Origin of the sequence: Streptomyces sp. NBC_01352 (assembly GCF_036237295.1) — a bacterium.
GTDB classification, from domain to species: Bacteria; Actinomycetota; Actinomycetes; order Streptomycetales; family Streptomycetaceae; genus Streptomyces; species Streptomyces plumbiresistens.
The window spans coordinates 10,847,731-10,871,357 of the sequence record NZ_CP108354.1 but is presented as its reverse complement, the minus strand read 5'-3'; the positions used below and the strand labels follow the sequence as shown (position 1 = coordinate 10,871,357).

Below are 23,627 nucleotides of genomic sequence, written 5' to 3'. Positions count from 1 at the left end.
GGATCCCATGACAGCAGGAGCACAATGGCGGCCAACTTTTCCCTACGTCAATTGGAATACTTCGTCGCGGTGGCCGACACGGGATCCATGAGTGCGGCGGCGGTGCGGTGCCATGCTTCCCAGGCGGGCATCTCCACGGCGATCGCCGACCTGGAGCGCCGCCTCGGGGTGCAGTTGCTGGTACGACGCCGGGCGAAGGGAGCTTTTCTCACGGAGGCCGGCAGGCGGGTCCTGGACCGTGCCCGAGCGATGCTGGCGCAGGCCGACGAACTCAGGGCCAGCGCACAGGCGGAGGAAGGCCGGCTGGCCGGCCGCCTGACGATCGGGTGCTACGCGGCCCTGACGCCCTTTCTCATCCCGCCCCTGGTGGACGGGTTCAGGCAAGTCCACCCGGCGGTCGACCTCGAACTGATCGAGGGTCAGCTGGACGAGATGCGACAGGCTCTGCTCCAGGGCGCCTGCGACCTGGCCCTGTTGTACGAGTTCGGTGCCCAGCCCGGTCTGTCCTGCACGACGCTGCGGTCCAGCCGTCCGTATGTCATCGTGTCCGCCGGTCATCCGATGGCAGAGCGCAAGGCCGTCTCACTCGCCGAACTCGCGGACGAACCTTTGATCATCTACTCGGAGCCGCCGGCCCAGCAGAACGCGGACCACTGGTTCTCCCTCGCGGGAGCACGCCCGAACATCCGATACCGGACCTCGAGCATCGAGGCGGTCCGCAGCATGGTCGCCCGCGGTCTGGGCTTCGCCACGTTGATCCAGTCCTGGCCGACCGACACCAGTATCGAGGGACTTCCCCTGGCATCCGTGCCCCTGAGCGACCCGCTGGACGAAGTCGGCCTCGTGATCGCTCACGCGACACACATCACCCCCACCCATCGGGCGCGTGCCCTCCTCCAGTACGCCAGGGACACGCTCGCCGGTCCGGAGACGCCGCGGACAGCCGGCTGACGGGCGTGGGGCGGCGCGCGTCGGCCGGCAACCGTCGGGAGTTCGCCTCCCTACGACACGCACGGAACCCCGATCGAGGGCCGTGAACCGACAGCCGCGTCAGCCGTCGCGCTCGGCTCCGACGAGGACGAAGGCCATCGTGACCGGTTGGTCGCCGCGATTGCGCCAGGCGTGGCGGGTGCCGTTCTGGATCACGAGGTCACCCGCCGACAGCTGAGTGCAGTGGCCGTCGTCGAGTTCCAGGACGATCTCTCCCTGCAGCACGATGCCGTAGTCGACGGTCGGCGTCGTGTGCATGCCGTCGGGCTCGAAGAGCTCCACAAGGCCGGGCGAGTCGGCCAGGGATTCCTGGGCGTAGGCGACGGGGTCGAACGCCGGGTCGGCCATCGCGCTGTCCGGCGGGAAGGTCAGGACGATGAACCGGGTGCCGCCGGGCGCCGGGAGGTGGCTGGTGACCTTCGGCGTGGGGTCCTCCCCGGTCCGGCCGACCGGTTCGCCGGGTTCGGTGGCCCACGGCAGGCGGGACACCCAGCCCGGCAGACTGGTGAACTCCCGGCTGCGCGGCACGGGGCCGTCACTGACGACGACCGACCTCCCGTTCTCGTCATGGCCGGTGACGACTCTGCGCATGTGTCTCTCCTCAATCACGTCAGTCGGATCCGTGGGATCCACCGGACCAGGGCCGCCGGACCCGTCGAATCGGTCGGGTCAGTCGGGTCGGCCGCTGCCGGGCACCGCCGAGGACCCGAGCTCGGTCGCCCAGGCGTCCAGGACGTCCGCCACGGTAGGGGCCGGTGCCCTGAGCAGGGCCGCTGCCACCGTGCGCACGAACAGCCGGTCCCGGTCGTCCGTGAGGTACTCCACCGGGGACTTGCCGTCCACCCGTGCCAGCAGCAGCGCCGGCAGCAGTGACGCGGCCCGCGCCTCAAGGGCCGGCCGGGGCTCCCAGTCGACGCACCGGACGTACTCCTCGGCCAGCACCCGGGCGGACCTCAGGAGATCGGCGCGGTGCTCGGGCACCACCAGGCACTTGAGGAGCAGATGGTTGACGCAGAAGGCGAGGTCGAACGCCGGGTCTCCGTACCAGGCGCACTCGGCGTCCAGCAGCACCGGCCCGGACGGTCCGACGAGGATGTTCTTGGGACTGACGTCACCGTGCACCAGGGCCAGGTGCGTCGTGGCCGTGCGGTCGGCGAGGCCCTGCAGGATGTCGCTCAGACCGGGGTGCGCGGCAGCGGTGGCCAGCAGGTACGGCTCGATGCGCAACGCGCGGAAGTTGTCGTCGGTCGCGAACTCCGCGGCGAGGGCGGCGTCGCCGGCGCTTGCCGCGTGCAGGTTGCCGAGCAGCTCTCCGACGGCAGCCGCGGTCGCCGGCCGCACCTCGCCACGAAGCAGCTGCGCCTTCCACAGGGGGTAGTGCTCGGGGGGCAGGAACGCCATCGCGAAGAGGCCGGCTTCGGCGTCGTGGGTCAGCAGTTCGGGCACGCTGTCCGGGCGGTGCCGGGACGCGAACCGCATCCACGCCCACTCGTAGGCGTTGCGCGACACCGGTGCCTGCCAGTCGGCGGCGACCTTCAACTGGGCCAGGGCGCGTTTGACGCAGAGGGAACGTCCCGGCAGGTCCACTCGCCACAGATCGGACGAGACACCGCCGGTCAGCGGCGTCCAGTGGGCGGCTTCGCCGGGTCCGGCGAGCCCGTGGGCGGTCAGGAAGTCGGCCAGCGCGCTGTCGGGCAGGGGGCCCGGGCTCGTCTGTGCGGAGGTCGGGCACATCACCGGTCACCCGACCCGGTGGTTGGGACGAGGGGACTGTTGCGGGCGTGGGCCGGTGCCTCACCCGCCAGGATCCGGACGACCTCCTCGGCTGCGCGTCGGCGCAGTTCAGTGACCGAGGCGTCGGAGGAGAAGGCGATGTGCGGGGTGAGGAGCGCACCCGGCTGGTCCAACAGGGCGGCGGGGACGTGCGGTTCGGTCTCCAGTACGTCGAAGGCGGCTCCGTCCAGGTGCCCGCCGTCCAGTGCCTTGACGACCGCGTCGGTGTCCACCAGGCCACCTCGGCTGACGTTGACCAGCAGGCCGCCCGGTGGCATCAGCTCCAGCTGCTCGGCACCGATGATGTGGTGCGTGTCCGGTGTGAGCGGCACGTGGAGGATCACCACGTCGCTGCGGCGCAGCAGCTCCTCCAGGCCCACCATCTCCACTCCGGGAGCGTCCTTCGGCGGATGCGGGTCGTGGGCCAGAATCCGGCTGCCGAACGCGCCCAGCTTGCGCGCGGTGGCGCGTCCGATGCGGCCGAATCCGACGACGCCGCAGGTCAGCGTCGACAGCCGGCGCAGCCGGGCGCCGGCGGGGTTCCAGCGGCCCGCCCGGACCTGTCGGTCGGACACGGCCAGGCCCCGCGTCCAGGCCAGCACCATGCCGACGGCGTGGTCGGAGACTTCCTCGACGCAGTAGTCCGGCACGTTGGTGACCCACACACCCCGCTCGGTGGCGGCGCCCACGGCGATGTTGTCGAGTCCGACCCCGAGCCTGGCCACGATCCGCAGGTCCGGCGACGTGCCGATCGCGGTGGCGGAGACGGGGGCCCAGCAGGTCAGGATCCCGGCGGGCCGGTGCTCGGCCACCAGTTCCTCGATCACCTCGGCGGAGGCGGGATCGGCAGGGCCGGTCACCAGGGTGTGGCCCGCCTTCTCGATGACCGATCGCTCGACGGAGTCGTCGGGCCAGGCGTAGTCGGTGAGCAGCACGGTGCCTGGGCGGCTCGATGGTTTCATGGAAGGTCGTCCTCGCAGAGTCGTGCGGCCGCGGCGGACGGCCGGGCGTCATGCCCGGTCGCGTCCGATGAGCGGGTCTGATCGCCACCCGGAAGGGCGGCCGTCGGCCTTGTCCGGTTGGGCCGTCGGCCGCCAGGGGTGGGGTGGAGGGGGTCACTGGGCTCGGTCGGTGTCGTCGGCGCGCGCCGACTTGTGGTCGGGCGGGCGCCGCAGGATGCCCCTGGAACGGTTCACGAGATGTCGGGGCACGTCGAATCACTTTGTCACAGCCACGTCGTGCTAACGATAGCATTCCGGGTCTTCGGCTCGTCAAGAGTGCGACGCGCACCCGGTCGCCGGCACCCTGCCGCAGGGCCCGATCAGCGCCGAAAGGCCCGTCACCACGGGAAATCGAGAAATGCCGAAGAAATCCGGCGTTCACATCTTGACGCGCGGGAGACTTCGCCCTCATGGTTTCTGCCAGCGCCGACCGTGTGACCGATAAGTGTCCGCACGGGGTCCGGCTGTCGAAGACGCCATAGCCACGGACGTCCCCGACGGGCGATACACGGCTGAATTCCGCATGCGGTGTCCGACCGCGCGGCAGCCCGTCGCCCTCATTCCACCAGCCGACGACCGCCTCGCCGTCGTCGACTCGAGTCCGTGTTCAGCTCACCGCTTCTCGCCATCGCCCGTACGGCCTCGTACCGGCGCTGGATCCGCCGCGGCCTGCCGTGGCCCATTCCTCCCCAGGAGCCGCTATGACTCACGCAGCGCAAGTCGACACCAGTGCGGTCCCCGCAAACGAAACGCAGGAAAAGAGCCCGGCCCTCATTTCCCGCCCCATGATCGGGGTGGGGTTCCTGGTCGTGGTCCTCTCCTACATGGTCAACGCGATGGACCGCCAGGTCTTTCCTCCCTTGCTGCCCAACATCCGCGCGGAGTACGGGTTCTCCTTGGAGCAGGGAGGGTTGCTGGCGACGAACTTCACCCTCGGTATGGCGCTGGCCGGCCTGCCCGCGGGCTATCTCCTGGACCGCTTCCGCCGCAAGACCGTGCTGCTGGTCAGCATGGTGATCTACTCCCTGGGCACCATGGCCACGCCGCTGGCCACTGGTTTCGCCGACATGACCGTCTACCGGGTCGTCTCCGGCTTCGGCGAGGGCATGCAGTCCGCCGCCATCTTCGCGGCGATCGGCGCCTTCTTCGCCCACCGGCGGGGCCTCGCGTTCGGCGTCATCGGCATGGGCTACTCGATCGGCGTGTTCATCGCCCCGCTCATCGGCGTCCAGCTCGTGAGCATGCACGGCACCTGGCACTCGCCCTTCTACCTGTTCGGCGCGGCCGGGCTGCTGATCGCGGCCGCCGCCGTCTTCCTCGTGAAAACGGGTCTGACCGAGCGCTCCGCCGAGAAGGTCGTCTCGACCAGGACCTACGAGTACATGTCGGCCTCCGCCTATAACCGCAACACCATCGCACTGGCCGTCCACTCGGTCCTCAGCGGTGTGGCGATCTACGGGTTCCTCGGTCTCTACCCGACGTTCCTCATCACCTCGCTGCACTACACCTCCGGGCAGGCCGCACTGGCCATGAGCCTGCTCGGTTTCGGCGGCATGACGGCCGTTTTCGGCGGCTGGCTCGGCGACCGCTTCAACCAGCGCAACCTGCTGATCCTGAGCATGCTGGCCGTCTCCGCCATCAGCGTGTGCATCTACGAGACGCATGCCGGCGTCGGCATGCAGTGCGTGTTCGCCTTCCTCATGGGCGCGTTCGGCCTGGGCTTCATCTACCCCAACACCAACAGCGCGATACAGCGGGCCGTCCGTCCCGGGCAGATCGGACGCGCCTCCGGACTCTTCGTCACCAGCTACTACGGACCGGCGGCCTTCTCGGGCCTGCTCTTCGCCGCCCTGGTGGACTCCTTCGGCTGGGACAGGGCCGGGCTGCTACAGGTGACGGTGCTGCCGCTGGTGGGCGCCCTGGCGCTGACCTTCGTCCGCCCCTCGAAGTTCAACAACGCGGTCCGCTAGCGAGTCGGTCCGCAGGAGCTCTGCCGCCGTGTCGCACCGGGAGCCCGCCCGGTGCGACACGGCGGCAGTCCTCCGACAGGACACGCAGGCCGGCGCCGATACGCCACGGGGCCTGCCCACCGCCGAGCGGTGGGCAGGCCCCGTGGCGTATCGCCCGGCAGACGTCCGAGGTCAGAGGCTCTCGGCCACGACCGGATTGCGCAGGACGCCGATGCCCTCGATCTCCACCTCGATCTCGTCTCCGGGGCGGATCGGTCCGACGCCGGACGGCGTACCGGTCATGATCGCGTCTCCCGGAAGGAGTGTCAGATAGCGGCTGAGGTAGCTGATGATGTCGGGAACGGCGAGCAGTAGGTCGGCGGTGCTCGCCGACTGCGCGACGACGCCGTTCACACGGGTCGTCAGCGACAGGGCCGAGAGGTCGAGTCCGGTCGCGATGACCGGCCCGAGGGGAGCGAACGTGTCCTGCCCCTTGCCGATCAGCAGCGTTCCGAATGCGCTTTCCCTGCGCTGGATGATGCGGTCGCTGACGTCATTTCCGCACGTGTAGCCGAGGATGTACTCATGGGCCTCGGAGGGCTTCACATGGCGGGCTTCCTTTCCGATGACGACGACCAACTCGCCTTCGAAATGGATCAGTTCACCATCCGCCGGATAGACGATCGCGTCATCCGGTCCAATCACGGCGGTGCTCGGCTTCATGAAGCACACGGGAACTTCCGGAACCTCGCGGTCGGTCTCGTCGAGGTGCGAGGCGTAGTTGTAGGCGAACCCGAAAATCCGGGGTCGCTCCAGCGGCGGGAGAACGACCACGTCGCCAACTTCGTCGACGTGCCCCGCAGCGGACAGTCCGGTGAAGGGATCACCTTCGCATCGCGCGATTCTTTCGCCGCCGGATTCCAGCTCCCCGTAGTGACACACGCCGCCGACGGCGTACCTGACGATCCGCACGGAAACCTCCGCAACTAGGCAGCCGCAGGCGGCTGCACGGCCCACACAGCAATGCTAACGTTAGCACAAAGGCGGTGACCGACCTGCCGCCTTCACCTTCTTGACCACGGAGCGCGACGAGAATGCTATCGTTGGCATACGGAAAGTGACGACAGCGGGATCAGTCAGCTCGAGGGGGTTCTTACGTGATCACGACCAAGGACATCGCCGAACGCCTCGGTATCTCCGTCTCGACGGTCGGCCGGGCACTTTCCGACGATGCCCGCATCAGCGAGGAGACCAAGTTCCGGGTCCGCCAGGCCGCTTCCGAGATGGGATACGTCGGCAACCGGGCGGCACGGATGATGCGCGGAGCGTCCAGCAACGTGGTCGCGCTGGTGATCCCGGACATCCGCAACAGCTTCTACTCGACGATCGCGCACGAGTTGTCCAAGAACATGGAGGCCGAGGGCTTCCAGCTGATGCTCTCGGAGACCGACGACGACCGGATGGTGGAGCTGCGTCATCTGCGCGAGCTGTCCGCCAACCGCGTGGCCGGCGTCATCATCGTCCCCACCGCACGCCCGCACGGCGACTCCATCAAGCTCCTGCGCGGCCTGCCGCACCTTCAGTTGCTGCGCCGCCACCCGTCGCTCGGTTCCCAGTGGTTCGGTGTGGACGACCACGAGTCACTGCGCGAGGCCACGGCCCATCTGGTGGCCCAGGGCCACACCCGCATCGCGTACCTGGGTGGTCCCACGGAGCTGCCCACGGGCGCGGAGCGTCTGCGCGGCTTTCACAGCGCCCTGAGCGAAGCCGGCCTGCCGGACGACGCCGGGCGCACGGAGCTGGGGCCGCCGTCGTCCGTGGAGTACGGCCGCGAGGCGGTGCGCCGGCTGCTGGAGGGCCCGGACGCGCCCACCGCTCTCGTCCTGGGATCGATCCAGCTCACCCTGGGGGTCCTGGAAGAGTTGTCCGAGCAGGGCGTGCAGGTGCCCGGAGAGCTGTCCGTGGTCGGGTTCGGGGACGAGCCGGGGTTCTCCTGGTGGGGTCCGGGACTGACCACGATCGGGCTGCCGATCCAGGAGATGGCCACCGGCTGCGCGCTGTGGCTGATGCGCCGGCTCAAGACCAAGCCGGAGAACGACGGCCCGTACACGTCGGTCTCCCCCGGATCGTTGGTCCTGCGCGGCAGCACGGCGCCCCCTGACGGAAAGGCTCCGTCCAGCTCCGCCTGAGCCGGGGCCGCGTCACCCGGGAACACCGAAGGCGCCCGGAGCGATGTGCTCCGGGCGCCTTCGCATGTGCGGCGCGGGTGGGTCAGTACGTTCCGCTGCGCAGCCGCCGCATGACGCGGGCGGTGCGCGCGAGTTCGTCGAGCACCTGCTCGGCAGCGGCCTCGTGGATCTTGCCGGGCCTGAAGTCGCCCTCGTCGACGAGTTGGCTGACGAACGGGATGCTCACGGTCGGACCGATCGGCAGCATCCTGAGGTTCGCCACGACCTGCTTGCCCATCTGCACCGCCCGGGTGCCCGCCGAGACGCCTCCGTAGCTGACGAACGCGGCCGGCTTGTGCTGCCACTCCACCACGAGGTAGTCCCACGCGTTCTTCAACGGGGCGGGGAAGCCGCCGTTGTACTCCGGGGTGACGAAGACGAACGCGTCCGACGCGTCGACGATCCGGCTCCATTCGCGGGTGTGGCTCTTCGTGTACCGCCGCAGGGCGGGCGGATGCGGCTCGTCGAAGAAGGGGAGCGCGAGTTCGTACAGGTCGACGGTGTGCGACTCGAACTGGTCGTGCTTCGCGGCCCGGAGAGTGAACCAGTCCGCGACGGATCTACCCACGCGCCCGGGGCGAGTGCTGGCCACGACGGTGGTGAGGGTCATGGGCGCCGCGGAGGGCTGGAGTGTCATGTCGGGCTCGCTTTCCGGTCGGCCGGGATCCGGCCCGACGGACCCACGCCGCCTGTGCTGTCCGTCCGTCCAGGAGAGCGCGGGTCCGCCGGAGTTCTCGCCGGAGCGCCATGGGCTGTGCGAACGATAGCATTGAGGTCTCGGTGAGCCAAGGGGGTGCAAAGCGGCACGATCGCGGGATCAACTGGAACCCCCCTCTTGACAGAGCAGTCGCCGCTTTGCACGATTGCGCTATCGTTAGCACGAGAAGAGCCGCAGTGAACGAGCAACCCTCGCCGTCACCTTCTCGCTCGCGCCGCCCGGCGCCCCGCATCGCTTCAGGTGCCGTCCCGCGAGGGCCGACCGCGCCCGACGGCAGGCGAGGACTGCCCCGTACGACTTCCGTCGCCTCCGGCCGCGGGACACCCCCGATCACAGGCACGGGCATCTCGCATCGACCCGATCGTCCGAACTCCGACCTCCGAACCGAACTCCGAAAGGTTCCACCGCAATGACAGACGCGCGGATCGCCAAGCTCCACGGCCGCAGGGTGTGGGACTCCCGCGGTCGGCCGACCGTCGAGGTCGAGGTACACCTCGCGGACGGCGCGACCGGCCGGGCCATCGCACCGGCAGGGGCCTCGACGGGCCAGGGCGAGGCACTCGACCTGCGCGACGGCGGCAGCCGCTTCGGCGGGCTCGACGTCCAGCGTGCGGTGGGCTCGGTGAACCGCGAGATCGCGCCCGCCCTCGCCGGTCGCGACGCGGGTGACCAGGAGGCCGTCGACCGGCTCCTGGTGAACCTCGACGGCACCCCCGACCGCAGCCGTCTGGGCGGCAACGCGATCGTGGCCACGTCCATGGCGGTCCTGCACGCCACCGCCGCGTCGGCGGGCCTGCCCCTGTGGCAACACCTGGCGGGCGGACGGCCGGTCCGCATCCCGCTGCCGGAGATCCAGATCTTCGGCGGCGGAGCCCACGCGGACCGCCGCGTCGACGTCCAGGACTTCATGGTGGTCTGCCCGGCGGCACGGAGCTTCTCCGAGGCCCTGGACTGGACGGCGGAGATCTACCGGGCGGCCGGAACCCTGATGCGGAAGGCCGGCAAGGCGCAGGGCGTGGCCGACGAGGGTGGGTTCTGGCCCGCGTTCGACTCCAACGAGGAGGCGCTGGAGATGCTGACCCTGGCCATCGAGAGCGCGGGCTTCGAGCCCTCCTCCCAGGTGGGCATCTCGCTGGACGTCGCGGCCTCGCAGTTCGGCAGCGGCGGTCAGTACACGCTGGCCCTGGACGACCGCACGCTGGGCACCGAAGCACTCATCGACATGCTGGGCGGCTGGATCGAGCAGTATCCGATTCTCTCCGTCGAGGACCCGGTGGGCGAGGACGACCACGAGGGCATGATGGAGTTCACCCGGCGCTACGGCCGGCGCTGCCAGGTGATCGGCGACGACTACCTGGTCACGAACGCCAAGCGGGTGGAGGCGGCGGCCACCAGCGGGGCGGCGAACGCCGTACTCGTCAAGCCGAACCAGGCCGGTACCGTCACCGAGTCCTTCCAGGCCCTGTGCGCCGGAAAGGACGCCGGATTCGGCACGATCGTCTCGGCGCGTTCCGGCGAATCCGAGGACGTCACCATCGCCCATCTGAGCGTCGGCTGGGACGCCGGTCAGCTGAAGGTGGGCTCGTTCACCCGCTCCGAGCGAATGGCCAAGTGGAACGAGGTTCTGCGGATCGAGGAGTCCCTCGGCGAATCCGCGGAATTCAGCGGATGGTCCGCATTCACATTCGCCGGGGCCGAGCCCTCGACGACCAAGCCGTAGAACGGCGTCGGGATACTACGTATCACAGGCACCGAAATCCAGATTCGATCCGAGTACGGAGACCAGCATGCTGCCACCCGTCAATCTGCGCCCGAGTTTCAACATCACCCGCTCCAGTCACGTTCGCCTCACGGTCGCGGATCTGGCCGAGAGCCGGAACTTCTACGTGAACGTGCTGGGGCTGGTCGTCAGCGACGAGGACGAGCGCACCTGCTACCTCCGCGGCCTCGCCGAAGCCTGCCACCACAGCCTCGTCCTGGAGCTGGACGAAGGGGGCGGCGGCACCTGCAGGAGGGTCGGCTACCGGGTCTTCTTCGACGAGGACCTCGACCTCGCGTACGCCTGGTTCCGTGAGCGGGGACTGCCCGCCGAGTGGGTCGACGTCCCCTACCAGGGCCGCACCCTGCACGTCAGCGACCCCATCGGCACGCCCCTCGAGCTGTGCGCGCACATGGAGACCCGGCCCCGGCTGCACATCAACTTCGAGCTCTACAAGGGTGCCCACGCCCAGCGGCTGGACCACTACCAGATCTTCGCGCCCGACACCTACGAGCTGTGCGCGTTCTACAGCGAGCTCGGCTTCCGCAACTCGGAGTACCTGGAGCACGGCGACAAGCTGCTGGGTGCCTTCATGTACCGCAAGGGCACCTGCCTGGACCTGGCGATCATCGAGAACACCGGGCCCGCCCTGCACCACTTCGCCTACACCGTCTCCGAGAGCCACGACATCTTCACCGCCTGCGACTGGGCGGGCATCCAAGGCTATGGCGACGGCGTGGAGCGGGGCCCGGGACGGCACGGACCGGGCGGGATGCTCTTCGCCTACCTCCGCGACCCCGACGGCCACCGGGTGGAGGTCTTCAACAGCCACTACCAGACGATCGACACCGAGATCGAGCCCGTGCGCTGGGACGCGGCGGCACTGAGCACCAACGCCCGCTGGGGCCTGCCGGCCCTGGAGAAGTGGTACTTCGAGGCGTCGCCCTTCGTCGGCGTGAAGCAGATCCCGCCGGCCGAGCTGCCCAAGCCGATGTCGTTGGAACGGTACCTGCTCGAACAGTCCGCCCACTGACCTTTCGTACGATCACGTCCCCCCGAGGAGACACCATGGCACGAGTCCCCTACCTGCGTCGCGAAGACGCGGACGAGGCACAGAAGCCCCTGTACGACCGGTTGGAGGCCGAACGCAAGGTACCGACGGCGAACATCTTCCTCGCCCTCACCCATGCGCCGACCCAGCTGGACGCCTTCCTGACCTACGCCAACTCGCTGCGCGCCGCCGACCTCAGCCCCAAGCTGCGTGAGCTGGCGATCCTGACCGTGGGCCACGCGACCCGGTCCGTGTACGAGGTCGCGCACCACCAGTCGCACGGGCTGGGGGCCGGGCTCACCGGGGAACAGCTCGCGGCGGTGGCCGACTTCGAGTCGTCGGACCTGTTCGACGGGGTGGAGAAGGCGGTGATGCGCCTCGCCAAGGAGTCCACGCTCCAGGTCGAGGTCTCGAAGGAGACCTGGAATGCCGCAGCCGAGCACCTGACGGACAAGCAGATGGTCGAACTGTCGTTGTCCATCGCCTGGTACAACTCCGGCGTCCGCATCATGGGGCTGCTGGACATCGACCTCGAAGCCAACTACCCGAATCCTTTCCCGAATTCCTAGTTAATTCTCTTTTCAGGGTCTCCGCCTCCGGCCGCCTGGACGGAGCAGTTTCAAGGAGTATTTCAATGGCGAAAATGCTCGCTGCACGACTGCACGCGCTCGGTGAGCCGATGTCGGTCGACACCATCGACGTGCCCACCCCGCGGCCGACCGACGTGCTGGTGCGGGTCAAGGCGTGCGGGATCGTGCCGAACATGGCCAACGTGATCAACAACTGGCCCACATGGTTCCCGCACCAGCCGTTGCCCAAGTTCCCCGCCATCTTCGGCCTGGACGCCTCCGGTGTGGTGGAAGCCGTCGGCGAGGCGGTGCTGAACACCAGGCCCGGCGACCGGGTCTACGTCAATCCCCTGCGTGGCTGCGGAAGTTGCCAGGTGTGCCGGGGAGGTGAACTGAGCCGGTGCCGCTACTTCACGCTGAACGGCTACTTCAGCACCTCACGTGACGGCCAGCGGATCTTCGACCTGTATCCATACGGCGGTTTCGCGCAGTACATGACCGCCCCGCAGTCCTCGATCGTCAACATCCCGGACAACATGACGTTCGAGCAGGCCGGCAAGCTCGGCTACATCGGGACGTCCTACGGGGCCCTCAAGAACGCCGCGGCCGGCCCCGGCCAGGTCGCGCTGATCGACGGGGTCACGGGAACCCTCGGCGTCGCGGCGACCCTGCTCGCGCTGGCCTCCGGCGCCTCCCGGGTCCTCGGTACCGGCCGCAACGAGGAACTCCTCAAGCGCGTCAAGGAACTGGCCCCGGACCGGGTCGAGGTCTTCCGGCTGGGTGACGGTTCCACCGGCGAGTGGGCGAAGTCCCGCACCGGCGGCGAGGGCGCCGACTACGTGATCAGCGCCCTGGGCGCCAAGGCACCGGTGGAGACGATGCTCGACTCCATGCAGGGCGTACGCAGGGGCGGTCGGGTCATCAACGTCGGCGGCGTGGCCGACCGGCTGCCCCTGGACGTGAAGTGGCTCATGGACGAACAGGTCCAGCTGATCGGCTCCAACTGGTTCAGCACCGCACAGGGGCAGGAACTCGCCGACATGGTGGGCGCGGGCGTCCTGGACCTGTCCTACCTGCAGGCCAAGCCGTTCCCACTGGCCAGGGTCAACGAGGCGATCTCGGGTCTGCAGGACCGCGACGGCGGGTTCAGCAACTACGTCGTCATCCCCTGACAGGCAGGCCCCAGCGGGCGTGCGACGGCCCTTGGCCGGGCATGCCCCTGACGCCCCGTATTCACCCCGCGGCGGACCTGTTCTGCCCCGACGCCGCCGCGGGGTGCTTCACACAAGCCGTGCACACGGCCGGTGCTCTCGTCAGCGCAGGCCCGGCAGGATGGAGGAGCCGGTGGAACTGCGCTGGCTGGAATCGTTCGTCACCGTCGCGGAGGAACTGCACTTCGCGCGGGCGGCGGACCGTCTGCATCTTGCTCCGTCGGCGCTCAGCGCCCAGGTCCGTGCGCTCGAGTCGCACTTGGGCGTGCGGCTGATCGACCGTGGACGGCGCAGCCGCCCGGCGCTGACCAGTGCCGGGCGGCTGTTTCTCGAAGAGACGCGGCTGACCCTCGCCCAGGTCTCCCGGGCCGAGACGGTGGGCCGGCGCGCCGGCCGCGGGGAGTTGGGGCACGCCCAGATCGGGTACGTCGCCTCGGCCACGTTCTCCGGAGTGCTGACCGACGTCCTCACCCGCTGCGCGGCCCCCGGCACCGAGCTGACCGTACAGGTGCGCGAGCTGGAGACACCGGCCCAACTGGAAGCGCTGGCCTGCGGGGACATCGACGTCGGCTTCCTGCGCTGGAGGCCGGAGTACCCGCCCGAGGTCACGGCCACCTGCCTGCTCACCGAGGACGTCGTCCTGGCGCTGCCGGCCGGCGCACCGCTGGCGGCGTACGAGGCGATACCGGCGGCACAGCTGCGCGACGAGCGGTTCGTGGCCCCGCACTTCGACGAGGAGTACGGCTGCCGCGACCAGATCCTCGAGGTGGCGCAGCAAGGCGGGTTCAGCCCGCGGTGCGCTCCCCCGGTGCGGGACTTCATCGCGGCGCTGACGCTGGTGGGCGGTGGTCTCGCGGTGGCTCTGGTCCCTGATTCCCTGCGTCGCGTGCACATCCCCGGGGTGGCCTACCGTCCGCTGGCGGACGTGTCGCTGACCACGCGGCTGGTGGGTGCCTACCGCAGGGGCGAGACGTCGCCCGCGGTGCGCGGCCTGATCCGCCGCCTGCAAGAGGCCGCCGCCACGGTCACCGCCGGCTGAAGTCGCTCCTGCGTGCGCGCCGACGCGGACCGCGCTCCATGATCCGCAGTCTGCCCAGGGTGTCTCCCCCTCGCACCGGCAGCGCCGCCAGGTCCGTCCAGGGGTGCCGTCCTCGACGCCTGCGACCGTCTCCTCGTGCCCGCCTCTCCGGCCGTCCGGCGCGCCCTGTTCGACGTCGGCGTGCTGCTGCGCGACACGGCCGGCCGACGACGAAACGGCGCATGTTTGTGCGCGGATAACGCACTGTCGGAGCAGGTCAGAGGGGGTGCTCCAGGCCTACGCTCAACACGGCACCACAGACTGTGGCGGCGTCCATCGACTGCCGCCGGGCGGAAAGACAGGCGGAGGAACACATGACATCGATCAAGCGCGTGGGGGTCGTCGGCGCGGGGCAGATGGGCCGGGGCATCACCGAGGTCTGCGCCCGGGCCGGACTGCACGTCACGTTGTGCGACGTGACCGAGGACAGGGCTCGTGCCGGACTCGCAGGCGTGGCGGATTCTCTGCTCAAGGCGGAGAAGCGCGGCACCGTCGTCCCCGGAGACCGCGCACATGCCCTGGCCCGGATCTCGGTCTCCGCCGATCTCTCCAGCCTGGCTGGAGCCGACCTGGTCATCGAGGCCGCCGTCGAGGACGAACAGGCCAAGACGGTGCTGTTCCGGCAGCTGGACGAGATCGTCACCGACCCGGCCGCCATCCTGGCCAGCAACACCTCCTCGCTCCCCATCGCCCGGCTCGCGGCGGCGACCGGACGACCGGAGGCGGTGGTCGGCCTGCACTTCTTCAACCCGGTCCCGCTCATGCCACTGGTCGAGGTCATCCCCTCGTTGCAGACCTCGAAGGCCACGGAACTGCGCGTCCGTGCCTTCGCGAGCGAGACCCTGGGCAAGAAGACGATCGTCACGGAGGACCGTGCGGGGTTCGTGGTGAACTCCCTACTGGTTCCCTACCTGTTGGCAGCAGTGCGGATGGTCGGCTCCGGCACCGCGACGGCGGAGGACATCGACACGGGAATGACCGCCGGCTGCGCTCACCCCATGGGCCCGCTGCACCTCGCCGACCTCATCGGCCTGGACACCGTGGCGGCGATAGGCGAGGCGCTGTACGAGGAGTACCGGGAACCGCTGTACGCCCCTCCTCCGTTGCTGCGCCGCATGGTCGAGTCGGGGCTGCTGGGCCGTAAGTCAGGGCAGGGATTCTTCAGCTACCAGGCGGCCTGAGGGCCTGCGTGACGCGGTGTTCCACGTGCCCCGGGGCGCTGTACGTCCACCGTGGTCACCGCGGTCCGGGGCAGGACCGGCGAGGTCGGGCGGGCGTGGCGCGAGACGTGGGTTCCCGGATCCGGCCCGAGACGGTACAGCCCTGTTCCGCCTGCGGCTCGTTCCGGTAGCGGCGGCAGCTGCGATGGCGGCCGCAGCGCCGAAGTGGGCTCAGCCCGGGGTGGGTTGGCCGCCGCTCAATGGACAAGAAGACGCGCCGGGTGAGGGGGCCGGGCCTTCGTCCTCGGCCGCTGGGTCCGTCCCGGCACGCTTCACGAGCGGGGTGCCGATCAGGTCGATCACGTTGGCGTCCGCGAGGCCGTGCGGTTCGGCCGTCGTGAGCGGCATCCGCATCGGGCCGAATGGAGCGGCGCGCAGTGAGGCACGGAAGTCGACGCACCCGCCCGGCGGACCTACCCTCAGCAGCACGAGGTTGCGGCTGAGGGCATCCCGTCAGCGGTCCGGTCGTTCGGCGTCCGTGCCATCGCTCGGCGTGCTGATCCGGAGTATGGAGCCTTCTTCTGGCGTCTTCGCCCCCAAGGAGATGGGCTGGGAGGTCCCTCCTCCTGGCGGGCGGCTACCTTGCGCGGGGGCACCCCCAGAAGCGTCCGTCTCGGGTCGCCCGTCTCAGCCGACTGCGCGTCGGGCGGCCATTTCCTGCGTGAGCTGGGGAGCCACCGAGAAGAGGTCGCCCACCACGCCGTAGTCGGCAAGGCCGAGGATCGGTGCCTCCGGGTCCTTGTTGACCGCGAGGATCGTCCTGGAGGTCTGCATCCCCGCGAGGTGCTGGATCGCCCCGGAGATGCCCAGGGCGATGTACAGCTGCGGGGAGACGGTCTTGCCGGTCTGACCGACCTGGTACTGGTGCGGGTAGTAGCCGGCGTCGACCGCGGCGCGCGAGGCGCCCACGGCACCCCCCAAAGCGTCTGCCAGCTCCTCCACGACCTTGAAACCGTCCGCTCCTGCGACACCGCGGCCTCCGGAGACCACAACGGTCGCCTCGGTGAGTCCGGGTCGGTCGCCCGCGGGGGCGGCGCGGCGGGCGGTGATGCGCGCGGACGCCGCGGGGGCGATCGGCGGCAGGGCCAGCTTCCGCTCCCCCGCCTCCACAGGGTGCTCCTCCGGCTCGAAGGCGCCCGGCCGCACGGCGATCACCGGTATGCCGTGGGTGACGTGTGAGCGCACGGTGTAGGACCCGCCGAAGACGATCTGGGTGACCACCCCGGACGAGTCCAGGTCGACCGCGTCGACCAGCAGCCCTGCGTCCAGCCGGGCGGCGAGACGCCCGGCCACCTCCCTGCCGTCCGTCGTGGCGGAGACCAGAACCGCGGCGGCAGCGGTTTCCCGGACCGCCAACTCCAGGGCGTCCACGGCGGGCGTGACGAGAAACTCGGCGGCGTCGGTTGATTCCGCCGCATGGACGCTCGTGGCGCCGTGGCGGGCGAGAGATTCCCTCAGACGCGTCGCTGTGCCGGGAGTTCCCACGACGACGGCTGCCGGGTCCCCCATCCGCCGTGCGGCGGCCAGGAGTTCGTATGTTGCTTTGTTGACATGTTCCCCGTCGTGGTCGACGAGTACGAGGACTTCGGGCATGAGGGCCTGTTTCCTGGTCGGGCGATTCAGACGAGCTTCTGGGCGATCAGGTACGCGGCGAGCCGGCGGCCGGCCGAACCGTCGTCCGTGATGCGGGTTCCGACGGTTCGCCGGGGACGCGGGACGGCCTCCACCACACGCGTGCGGGTCACGAGGATTCCGGCCGCGTCGGGGAACAGGCCGTCGAGGCCGACCGTGTCCACCGGCTTCTTCTTGGCGGCCATGATCCCCTTGAAGGAGGGGTAGCGCGGCTCGTTGATCTTCTCGGTGACGCTGACCAGCGCGGGCAGCGGAGCGTCCAGTGTCGTCTCGCCGTCCTCGGTCTCGCGCTCGGCGCGCACCCGTCCCGCGTCCACGTCGAGCTTGCGCACATGGGTCACCTGCGGCAGGCCGAGCAGGTCCGCGACGATTGCGGGGACCGCGCTCGCCTGGCCGTCGGTGCTCGTGTCGCCGGCGAGCACCAGGTCGACGTCCGCCACGGTCCGCACGGCCGCCGCCAGGACCTTCGCGGTGGTCAGCACGTCGGCGCCGCGCAGTCTGTCGTCGCAGATGTGGATCCCCCGGTCGGCGCCCATCGCCAGGACCTTGCGGATGGCGTCGAGCGCGGAGTCGGGGCCCATGGAGACGACGGTGACGTGGGCGTCCGTCATCTCCTTCAGCGTCAACGCCTCTTCGGCGGCACGCTCGTTGATCTCGTCCAGGACGAGTTCGGCCTCCTCGCGGTCGAGGGTGTGGTCGGTCTGGGACAGGGTGCGTTCGGCACCGGAGTCCGGGACCTGCTTGACCAGCACGACGATGTTCACGGGCGTCTTCTCTCAGCCGTCACGGCCGGCGTCGCGGCCGGCGTCCTGGTCAGCGGAACGCCGCCTGGCCGGTGATCGCCTGTCCGACGACCAGGGTGTGCATCTCGCTGGTTCCTTCGTACGTCAGCACGGACTCCAGGTTGTTGGCGTGGCGCAGCGGCGAGTACTCCAGGGAGATGCCGTTGGCGCCGAGGATGGTGCGGCACTCGCGGGCGATCGCGATCGCTTCCCGTACGTTGTTGAGCTTGCCGACGCTGATCTGCTCGGGGCGAATGCGGTGCTGGTCCTTGAGCCGGCCCAGATGCAGGGCGAGGAGCGCGGCGTTGCCCACGGACACGCTCATGTCGGCGAGCTTCTTCTGGGTGAGCTGGAAACCACTGATCGGCTTGTCGAACTGGACTCGGGAGTCGGCGTACTGAATGGCTGCCTGGATCGAGTCGCGGGCCGCACCGACCGCGCCGAACAGGATGCCGAAGCGGGCCTCGTTCAGACAGGACAGTGGTCCGCGCAGCCCCTCCGCGAAGGGCAGCCGCGCCGAGTCGGGCAGCCGTACGTTGTCGAAGTAGAGCTCCGAGGTGATGGAGGCGCGCAGGGACATCTTCTGCTTGATGTCCTGCGTGGTGAAGCCGGGCACCCCGCGGGGCACGAGGAAGCCGCGGATGCCGTCCTCGGTCTGTGCCCAGACGGTGGCCACATCGGCGATGCCTCCGTTGGTGATCCACATCTTGGAGCCGTTGAGGATCCAGTCGTCGCCGTCGCGGACGGCCTTGGTGCGCATCCCGGAGGGGTTGCTGCCGAAGTCGGGCTCCGTCAGGCCGAAGCAGCCGATGGCCTCACCGGCGGCGAGCCGGGGCAGCCACTCCTGCTTCTGCTCCTCCGAGCCCCACTTCCAGATCGAGAACATCGACAGCGAGCCCTGCACGGAGACGAAGCTGCGGAAACCGGAGTCCGCCGCCTCCAGCTCCAGGCAGGCCAGCCCGTAGCTGACGGCGCTGGTGCCGGCGCAGCCGTACCCTTCGAGGTGCATACCGAGAACACCCAACTTGCCCAGTTCCGGGACGAGTTCGCGAGCGAAGTGGGCGTTCTCGAACCACTCGCCGATGTGCGGGCGCACCCGGTCGGCGAGGAACTTGGCGACGGTGGCCTGGATCTCGCGCTCCTCGTCGCTGAGGGTGGAGGAGAGGTCGAGCAGGTCGAGAGGGTCCTTCATCGGCTTGGCGCCGCTCATGGTGAGCTCCTGGAGGTAGCGGTGATCGGTTCGGTCGTGGTGTCCGTGCCGGGACAGGTCAGGTGGCCGCTTCGTTCGGCGCGGAGACATGGTCGGCAAGGCGGTGAAGAATCTCCGCGGTGTGCTGGCCCAGGCGCGGCGGCGGCAGGAGGTACCGCGCCGGTGTACCGCTCAGCGCGATGGGGCTCGCGACCTGCCGGGAGGCCGAGCCCTGAGCTCCGGCTGCGGTGTCGGCGGGTGCGGCGGGGATGTCGACGATGCCGGGCAGGCCGAGCTTGTGGGCGAAGGCGAATGCCTCGTCGAGGGTGTTGACCGGTCCGGCGGGCACCCCGGCAGCCAGCAGGACGGCCGACCAGTGGTCTGCGCCGGCGCTCCTCAGCCGTTGGGTCAGGATGTCGCGTAGGGCGGCGCGGTGTGCGACCCGGTCGGCATTGGTGCGGAAGCGGTGGTCGGCGGCGAGACCGGGATCCCCGACAACCTCGGCGAGCGCCGCGAACTGCCGGTCGTTGCCCACCGCGAGCGCGATCGGACGATCGGCCGCCGGGAAGGTCTCGTACGGGGCGATGCTCGGGTGCGCGTTGCCCATACGGCCCGGAACCACACCGGCGACGGCGAACGCGGATGCCTGGTTGACCATGGCCGACAACAGCGAGCCGAGCAGGTTCACCTCCACCCGCTGTCCCTCCCCGGTGGCGTCCCGGTGCCGCAGTGCCGCGAGGACGCCGAGCGAGGCGTGCAGCCCGGTGACCACGTCGACCAGGGCCACGCCCGCCTTCACCGGCTCTCCGGCCGCGTCGCCGGTCACGCTCATCAGCCCGCCGACGGCCTGCACCAGCAGGTCGTATCCGGGGATCTCCGCACCGCCGCCGCTGCCGAAACCGCTGATCGAGCAGTAGATCAACCCCGGGTGCAGAGCACGGAGTTCGCGAGGGCCGAGCCCCAGCCGCTCCATCGTGCCGGGACGGAAGTTCTCCACCAGCACGTCGGACTCGGCGACCAGGGCTCGGGCCTGCTCGATGCCGGTGTCGGTCGTGAGGTCCAGGACGACGGACCTCTTGTTCCGGTTGACGCCGAGGAAATAGGTCGACGTGCCGTCGTGGTCCGCAGGAGGGTGCCAGGCCCGGGTGTCGTCTCCGATGCCCGGCCGTTCCACCTTCACCACGTCGGCGCCGAGGTCGGCGAGGAGCATCGTGGCGTAGGGTCCCGCGAGGACCCGGGAGAAGTCGGCGACGCGCAGACCGTCCAGTGCGCCGCGCCCCGCTCCGCCGGGAACACCGGCCCGTCCGTCCGGTGCGTTGTGCTGGGTGTCCACGCACCCTCCTCTCTGATCGTCCTGTGTGTGCGAGGTGCCTGTGTCTCGGCCGTTTCCCGCTACCACCAGCGCTCCAGAGGGGGTGCCGGCCGGCTGAGTTCGACGAGTAGCAGGCCTTGGCCGAGAGGGGCGACGGACCGTACGACGCTCACGCGTGCCCCCACCGCGACCGCGGCCGGCGCCGACCCGGTGACCTGGCAGAGCAGGTTGAAGCCCTCGTCCATCGCGACGAACCACGTGTTGTGCGGGACATGGCCGTACCGGCGCACGACGACCCCGGAGCCCTCGCTGCGCTCCCGTGCGAAGGCCGTGGACCCGCAGGCACGGCAGAACGACCGACGGTAGGCCGCGGTGCCGCACCACAGACAGCGCTGGAAGAGGAGCTCACGGAAGACCGCCGGCGCGTTCGGCGTGGCGGCCTCGGCCGTGACCGCAGCAGCGGCCTCGTCGTCGTCCGCGAGTTCGGTGTGTTCACGGGTGTCCGTCCGGAGCATCACGGCCTCCTTCACGCAGTTCGGTGACCGGAAAACGGCTGGTCGGGATCCGATGTGGCTCCCTCACCCTGGCCCTGCGGCGGACCGCCGGTCAACGACGTACTGACGCATCTTTGTGCGCGGAATACGCGCCATTCGGTGAGGTCAGAGCGGGTTTCCCTGCGCTACTCTCCCCGGCGGAGGCTCTCGGAGCACACCCGGTGCGCGTCTCGTGAGGCAAGACCGGTACCGCCTGGGACCGGTACCGCCTGGGTGGGTGAACCATACGAAGGGCGCGCCCCTCCCGGTCAGCAAGGTGGGGAAGGTTGAGTGGCCAGATCTTTCGGAGAGTGAGAGCCGCTCCGCCTGCCCCAGTACTGTGCCTTCGCATGACCCACTCCGAGATCGAGATCACCTCAGGCCTGATCTACGACCTGCTTCAGGAGCAGCATCCGGACCTTGCAGGGCTGACCATCCGCGAGGTGGCGGGCGGGTGGGGCAACCAAATGTGGCGCCTTGGGGACGAGTTGGCCGTGCGCATGCCGCGCACAGAGAATGCCCCGGACCTGCAGCGCAAGGAGTGCCGGTGGCTGCCTGTCTTGGCTCCGCGCCTGCCGCTTCCGGTCCCGAACCCGGTGCGGATCGGTGAACCGTCGGCGCGCTTCCCGAAGTCTTGGGCCATCATGACGTGGGTTCCGGGCGAGGCACTGGACTACACCTCGATCAGCCGCGGCGACCACGCGGCCGACACCCTGGCGGGCTTCCTCAGGGCACTCCACGTGGAGGCCCCCGCTGACGCGCCGATCAGTGAGGACCGCGGCGACCACCCCAAGAAGTGCACGGACGGCTTCGACCACTTCTTTCACGCCGTCGTCCCCGACGACCTCGCCGACGACGTCCGGGCCGTCTGGGACGACGCCGTCGCGGCGCCCGAGTGGGAGGGTCCGCCGCTCTGGGTGCATGGCGACCTTCATCCGGCGAATGTCGTCGTCTCGGACGGGACGCTCTCGGGCGTGATCGACTTCGGAGCCATGTTCGCCGGCGATCCGGCGTGGGACCTCGCGGCCGCATGGGTCATCCTTCCCGCGGGCGCCGCCTCACGGTTCTTCGACGTGTACGCGCACGCGGACAAGGACAAGGCGACGATCCGGCGCGCCCGCGGACTGGCCGCTCTGAAAAGCCTGTTCCTCATGCTGATGGGCCAGAACGGGGACCGGGGCCTGCCTGGCGGCAAGCCGACATGGGGACCCGCCGGCCGGGCAGCGCTCGATCGTGTTCTTCAGAGCTGGTACTCATCCCCACCCTGGCCGTGACCCTGCTCGCTTCCACGGTCAAGCCGGCCCGTCACGACTGCACCGCTCGATGGTGAGCAATTGGGCCTACTTTCGATGATCCCGCCAGGACGGCACATCCCGTGGCTGCTCCTGTGGATGCATGGCTTCTGCGACCAGGGCGGTGTAGTTGGCCCGTGAGCGTTCTGATCGGCCCGGGTGAGTGCTGGAGGTGGCCCAGGTCTGACGACGGGCTGGACTGATCCGACCGGCGTCGAATACGCCTCCATACTCAATGTGAGGCAGAAGGAGGATGCAATGGCACGGGTGCACGGAAAGCCGGTAGCAGCAGCGCACCCCCTGTTGACACGCGCTCTCACCCTGGAGTCCGGGAAAGCCTGGCAGCTCCTTGCTGCGCGCGAGTGGCGCCTGTCCTCGGCGGACGCCGAGGCAGTAGCGGCTGTCCTCGCCCGTCTCACCGCCCCGCTCCCGACCCGGCGGGGCGCAGCGCCACAGGCCCGAGCGACAGACCGAGACAGACTGCTCCAACGCATACTCCGGACTACCGTCCATCACCTCGACGCCGGTGCTGTCAGCCCGCCTGCCGCCGCCCTCCTGGCCGCCGTCGCCCGCGCCCTGCTGCCCTGGCACGCGGCACCGAATCCACCCATTGCGGCGGCGGCTCCGAGGTACGGCACCGTGCCGGGGACGACGGACCGCGCGGCGCCGCCGACCGAAGAGGGCGAAGCCTTGCTCCCCGACCTGGCCGCACTGTTCACCGCTCTCGCCGCGACGAGCATGCCCGGCGCCGTCCCGCTCACACCGCCGGTTGAGCCCTGGCAGGCCCGATACGTGGGTAGATTCCGCCGCCACACCAGACCCGCGCCGGGGGTATGGGCAGCAGAAACCGTCGGCTGCCCGGAGTGCGGAGGCAAGGACGGCCCGTGGACCGTGATCTGCGATTGGCGCCGGGCCACGTTGGGCTGCCCCTGTGGGGCGGTGAGTCACGAGCACCGCCTCGCCTTCTCCGAGATCTGCCTCGTACTGCCGGAGACCTGACTGAGCCTCAAAGCCGGTGCGTTACGCGGGTGGCGCCTTGCTCCGGACAACCGGGCGTCCGGCCGTCGTCGAGGCCGCCGGCCGCGCGACCCAAGGAGTGACACCTTGAGCACCGACTTGCCCGAACGGGCCAACTCCAGGCCCCCGCCGCACGCGCCCACCTCGCCCCAGAGACGGCGGGCCCGGAAGGAGACCGCCTTCTCGCGCTCCGCGGAGGGCTGCGGCTGCTCCTCGGGCAGGTCCTGGACGCCCACCCAAGGGCCGTCGTCGTTAACGAAGATCCCTGTCCTCACTGCGTTCGGCCCCATGACCGCACCGCGTGCTCCCGGCCGGCCGTCGAC

At 69.7% G+C, this 23,627-nt stretch carries 22 protein-coding genes; 11 read left to right on the top strand and 11 right to left on the bottom strand.

What is annotated here, in order from left to right; genetic code table 11:
• Nucleotides 1–51: 51 nt before the first annotated feature.
• On the top strand, nucleotides 52–951 hold the full coding sequence (locus OG252_RS49945) for a LysR family transcriptional regulator (RefSeq protein WP_329344830.1): 900 nt from the start codon (nucleotides 52–54) through the stop codon (nucleotides 949–951).
• Nucleotides 952–1,050: 99 nt separating this feature from the next.
• Here OG252_RS49945 and OG252_RS49940 read toward each other — a convergent pair whose 3' ends face one another.
• From OG252_RS49940 to OG252_RS49930, 3 genes are all read right to left on the bottom strand, one after another.
• Nucleotides 1,051–1,581: a cupin domain-containing protein gene (locus OG252_RS49940; RefSeq protein WP_266447154.1), complete on the bottom strand. Its 531-nt coding sequence runs from the start codon at nucleotides 1,579–1,581 to the stop codon at nucleotides 1,051–1,053.
• A 78-nt stretch (nucleotides 1,582–1,659) separates the two neighbouring features.
• On the bottom strand, nucleotides 1,660–2,724 hold the full coding sequence (locus tag OG252_RS49935) for a phosphotransferase family protein (protein WP_329344827.1): 1,065 nt from the start codon (nucleotides 2,722–2,724) through the stop codon (nucleotides 1,660–1,662).
• Entirely contained in the window at nucleotides 2,724–3,725 is a 1,002-nt protein-coding gene (locus OG252_RS49930) for a C-terminal binding protein (RefSeq protein ID WP_329344825.1), read from the bottom strand. Before OG252_RS49930 ends, OG252_RS49935 begins: the two co-directional genes overlap by 1 nt.
• 740 nt (nucleotides 3,726–4,465) lie before the next feature.
• Here OG252_RS49930 and OG252_RS49925 point away from each other — a divergent pair.
• Nucleotides 4,466–5,734 (top strand): MFS transporter, encoded by a 1,269-nt coding sequence (locus OG252_RS49925; protein WP_266447144.1) that lies wholly within the window; start codon nucleotides 4,466–4,468, stop codon nucleotides 5,732–5,734.
• A 171-nt stretch (nucleotides 5,735–5,905) separates the two neighbouring features.
• Here the strand turns inward: OG252_RS49925 and OG252_RS49920 are convergent, their stop codons facing one another.
• Nucleotides 5,906–6,685, bottom strand: a complete 780-nt coding sequence (locus OG252_RS49920) for a fumarylacetoacetate hydrolase family protein (protein WP_329344823.1) — start codon at nucleotides 6,683–6,685, stop codon at nucleotides 5,906–5,908.
• A 185-nt stretch (nucleotides 6,686–6,870) separates the two neighbouring features.
• On the opposite strand from OG252_RS49920, the gene OG252_RS49915 reads away from it, so the two are divergent.
• A complete protein-coding gene (locus OG252_RS49915; protein ID WP_329344821.1) occupies nucleotides 6,871–7,902 on the top strand; it encodes a LacI family DNA-binding transcriptional regulator in 1,032 nt (343 codons plus the stop codon).
• Nucleotides 7,903–7,984: 82 nt separating this feature from the next.
• Here the strand turns inward: OG252_RS49915 and OG252_RS49910 are convergent, their stop codons facing one another.
• Nucleotides 7,985–8,578 (bottom strand): NADPH-dependent FMN reductase, encoded by a 594-nt coding sequence (locus OG252_RS49910; protein ID WP_266447137.1) that lies wholly within the window; start codon nucleotides 8,576–8,578, stop codon nucleotides 7,985–7,987.
• A gap of 490 nt (nucleotides 8,579–9,068) precedes the next feature.
• Here OG252_RS49910 and eno point away from each other — a divergent pair, with 490 nt between their 5' ends.
• The 6 genes from eno to OG252_RS49880 all read left to right on the top strand — a co-directional run bounded on the left by eno (nucleotide 9,069) and on the right by OG252_RS49880 (nucleotide 15,508).
• Nucleotides 9,069–10,379, top strand: coding sequence for a phosphopyruvate hydratase (gene eno, locus OG252_RS49905; RefSeq protein WP_329344819.1), 1,311 nt, complete (start codon nucleotides 9,069–9,071; stop codon nucleotides 10,377–10,379).
• Nucleotides 10,380–10,446: 67 nt separating this feature from the next.
• Entirely contained in the window at nucleotides 10,447–11,451 is a 1,005-nt protein-coding gene (locus OG252_RS49900; protein ID WP_329344817.1) for a VOC family protein, read from the top strand.
• A gap of 35 nt (nucleotides 11,452–11,486) precedes the next feature.
• Nucleotides 11,487–12,038 carry a carboxymuconolactone decarboxylase family protein gene (locus OG252_RS49895; protein WP_329344815.1) on the top strand — a complete coding sequence of 184 codons (552 nt, stop codon included), beginning with the start codon at nucleotides 11,487–11,489 and terminating at the stop codon, nucleotides 12,036–12,038.
• A gap of 74 nt (nucleotides 12,039–12,112) precedes the next feature.
• Nucleotides 12,113–13,210, top strand: a complete 1,098-nt coding sequence (locus OG252_RS49890) for an alcohol dehydrogenase catalytic domain-containing protein (protein ID WP_329344813.1) — start codon at nucleotides 12,113–12,115, stop codon at nucleotides 13,208–13,210.
• Between the two features lie 160 nt (nucleotides 13,211–13,370).
• Entirely contained in the window at nucleotides 13,371–14,288 is a 918-nt protein-coding gene (locus OG252_RS49885) for a LysR substrate-binding domain-containing protein (protein ID WP_266447125.1), read from the top strand.
• 353 nt (nucleotides 14,289–14,641) lie between these two features.
• Entirely contained in the window at nucleotides 14,642–15,508 is an 867-nt protein-coding gene (locus tag OG252_RS49880) for a 3-hydroxybutyryl-CoA dehydrogenase (RefSeq protein WP_266447123.1), read from the top strand.
• 210 nt (nucleotides 15,509–15,718) lie between these two features.
• Here OG252_RS49880 and OG252_RS49875 read toward each other — a convergent pair whose 3' ends face one another.
• From OG252_RS49875 to OG252_RS49850, 6 genes are all read right to left on the bottom strand, one after another.
• Nucleotides 15,719–15,901, bottom strand: a complete 183-nt coding sequence (locus tag OG252_RS49875) for a hypothetical protein (RefSeq protein ID WP_266447122.1) — start codon at nucleotides 15,899–15,901, stop codon at nucleotides 15,719–15,721.
• Nucleotides 15,902–16,174: 273 nt separating this feature from the next.
• Nucleotides 16,175–17,140, bottom strand: a complete 966-nt coding sequence (locus OG252_RS49870) for an electron transfer flavoprotein subunit alpha/FixB family protein (protein ID WP_329344810.1) — start codon at nucleotides 17,138–17,140, stop codon at nucleotides 16,175–16,177.
• A 26-nt stretch (nucleotides 17,141–17,166) separates the two neighbouring features.
• On the bottom strand, nucleotides 17,167–17,943 hold the full coding sequence (locus OG252_RS49865; protein ID WP_266447118.1) for an electron transfer flavoprotein subunit beta/FixA family protein: 777 nt from the start codon (nucleotides 17,941–17,943) through the stop codon (nucleotides 17,167–17,169).
• 49 nt (nucleotides 17,944–17,992) lie between these two features.
• Entirely contained in the window at nucleotides 17,993–19,171 is a 1,179-nt protein-coding gene (locus OG252_RS49860; protein WP_329344807.1) for an acyl-CoA dehydrogenase family protein, read from the bottom strand.
• Between the two features lie 58 nt (nucleotides 19,172–19,229).
• Nucleotides 19,230–20,483, bottom strand: coding sequence for a CaiB/BaiF CoA transferase family protein (locus OG252_RS49855; protein WP_329344805.1), 1,254 nt, complete (start codon nucleotides 20,481–20,483; stop codon nucleotides 19,230–19,232).
• 59 nt (nucleotides 20,484–20,542) lie between these two features.
• A complete protein-coding gene (locus OG252_RS49850; RefSeq protein ID WP_329344804.1) occupies nucleotides 20,543–20,977 on the bottom strand; it encodes a Zn-ribbon domain-containing OB-fold protein in 435 nt (144 codons plus the stop codon).
• 368 nt (nucleotides 20,978–21,345) lie between these two features.
• On the opposite strand from OG252_RS49850, the gene OG252_RS49845 reads away from it, so the two are divergent.
• Together OG252_RS49845 and OG252_RS49840 are read left to right on the top strand one after the other, a co-directional pair.
• On the top strand, nucleotides 21,346–22,269 hold the full coding sequence (locus tag OG252_RS49845; protein WP_329344803.1) for an aminoglycoside phosphotransferase family protein: 924 nt from the start codon (nucleotides 21,346–21,348) through the stop codon (nucleotides 22,267–22,269).
• Between the two features lie 657 nt (nucleotides 22,270–22,926).
• On the top strand, nucleotides 22,927–23,286 hold the full coding sequence (locus tag OG252_RS49840; RefSeq protein WP_329344802.1) for a hypothetical protein: 360 nt from the start codon (nucleotides 22,927–22,929) through the stop codon (nucleotides 23,284–23,286).
• The last annotated feature ends 341 nt before the right edge of the window (nucleotides 23,287–23,627 follow it).

What these genes read in the sequence shown, in the direction of transcription:
- OG252_RS49940 (WP_266447154.1), bottom strand. Translation starts at nt 1,581, where the DNA reads ATGCGCAGAGTCGTCACCGGCCATGACGAGAACGGGAGGTCGGTCGTC.
- OG252_RS49935 (WP_329344827.1), bottom strand. Translation starts at nt 2,724, where the DNA reads ATGTGCCCGACCTCCGCACAGACGAGCCCGGGCCCCCTGCCCGACAGC.
- OG252_RS49930 (WP_329344825.1), bottom strand. Translation starts at nt 3,725, where the DNA reads ATGAAACCATCGAGCCGCCCAGGCACCGTGCTGCTCACCGACTACGCC.
- OG252_RS49925 (WP_266447144.1), top strand. Translation starts at nt 4,466, where the DNA reads ATGACTCACGCAGCGCAAGTCGACACCAGTGCGGTCCCCGCAAACGAA.
- OG252_RS49910 (WP_266447137.1), bottom strand. Translation starts at nt 8,578, where the DNA reads ATGACACTCCAGCCCTCCGCGGCGCCCATGACCCTCACCACCGTCGTG.
- eno (WP_329344819.1), top strand. Translation starts at nt 9,069, where the DNA reads ATGACAGACGCGCGGATCGCCAAGCTCCACGGCCGCAGGGTGTGGGAC.
- OG252_RS49900 (WP_329344817.1), top strand. Translation starts at nt 10,447, where the DNA reads ATGCTGCCACCCGTCAATCTGCGCCCGAGTTTCAACATCACCCGCTCC.
- OG252_RS49895 (WP_329344815.1), top strand. Translation starts at nt 11,487, where the DNA reads ATGGCACGAGTCCCCTACCTGCGTCGCGAAGACGCGGACGAGGCACAG.
- OG252_RS49890 (WP_329344813.1), top strand. Translation starts at nt 12,113, where the DNA reads ATGCTCGCTGCACGACTGCACGCGCTCGGTGAGCCGATGTCGGTCGAC.
- OG252_RS49885 (WP_266447125.1), top strand. Translation starts at nt 13,371, where the DNA reads ATGGAGGAGCCGGTGGAACTGCGCTGGCTGGAATCGTTCGTCACCGTC.
- OG252_RS49880 (WP_266447123.1), top strand. Translation starts at nt 14,642, where the DNA reads ATGACATCGATCAAGCGCGTGGGGGTCGTCGGCGCGGGGCAGATGGGC.
- OG252_RS49875 (WP_266447122.1), bottom strand. Translation starts at nt 15,901, where the DNA reads ATGCGGATGCCGCTCACGACGGCCGAACCGCACGGCCTCGCGGACGCC.
- OG252_RS49870 (WP_329344810.1), bottom strand. Translation starts at nt 17,140, where the DNA reads ATGCCCGAAGTCCTCGTACTCGTCGACCACGACGGGGAACATGTCAAC.
- OG252_RS49860 (WP_329344807.1), bottom strand. Translation starts at nt 19,171, where the DNA reads ATGAGCGGCGCCAAGCCGATGAAGGACCCTCTCGACCTGCTCGACCTC.
- OG252_RS49850 (WP_329344804.1), bottom strand. Translation starts at nt 20,977, where the DNA reads ATGCTCCGGACGGACACCCGTGAACACACCGAACTCGCGGACGACGAC.
- OG252_RS49845 (WP_329344803.1), top strand. Translation starts at nt 21,346, where the DNA reads ATGACCCACTCCGAGATCGAGATCACCTCAGGCCTGATCTACGACCTG.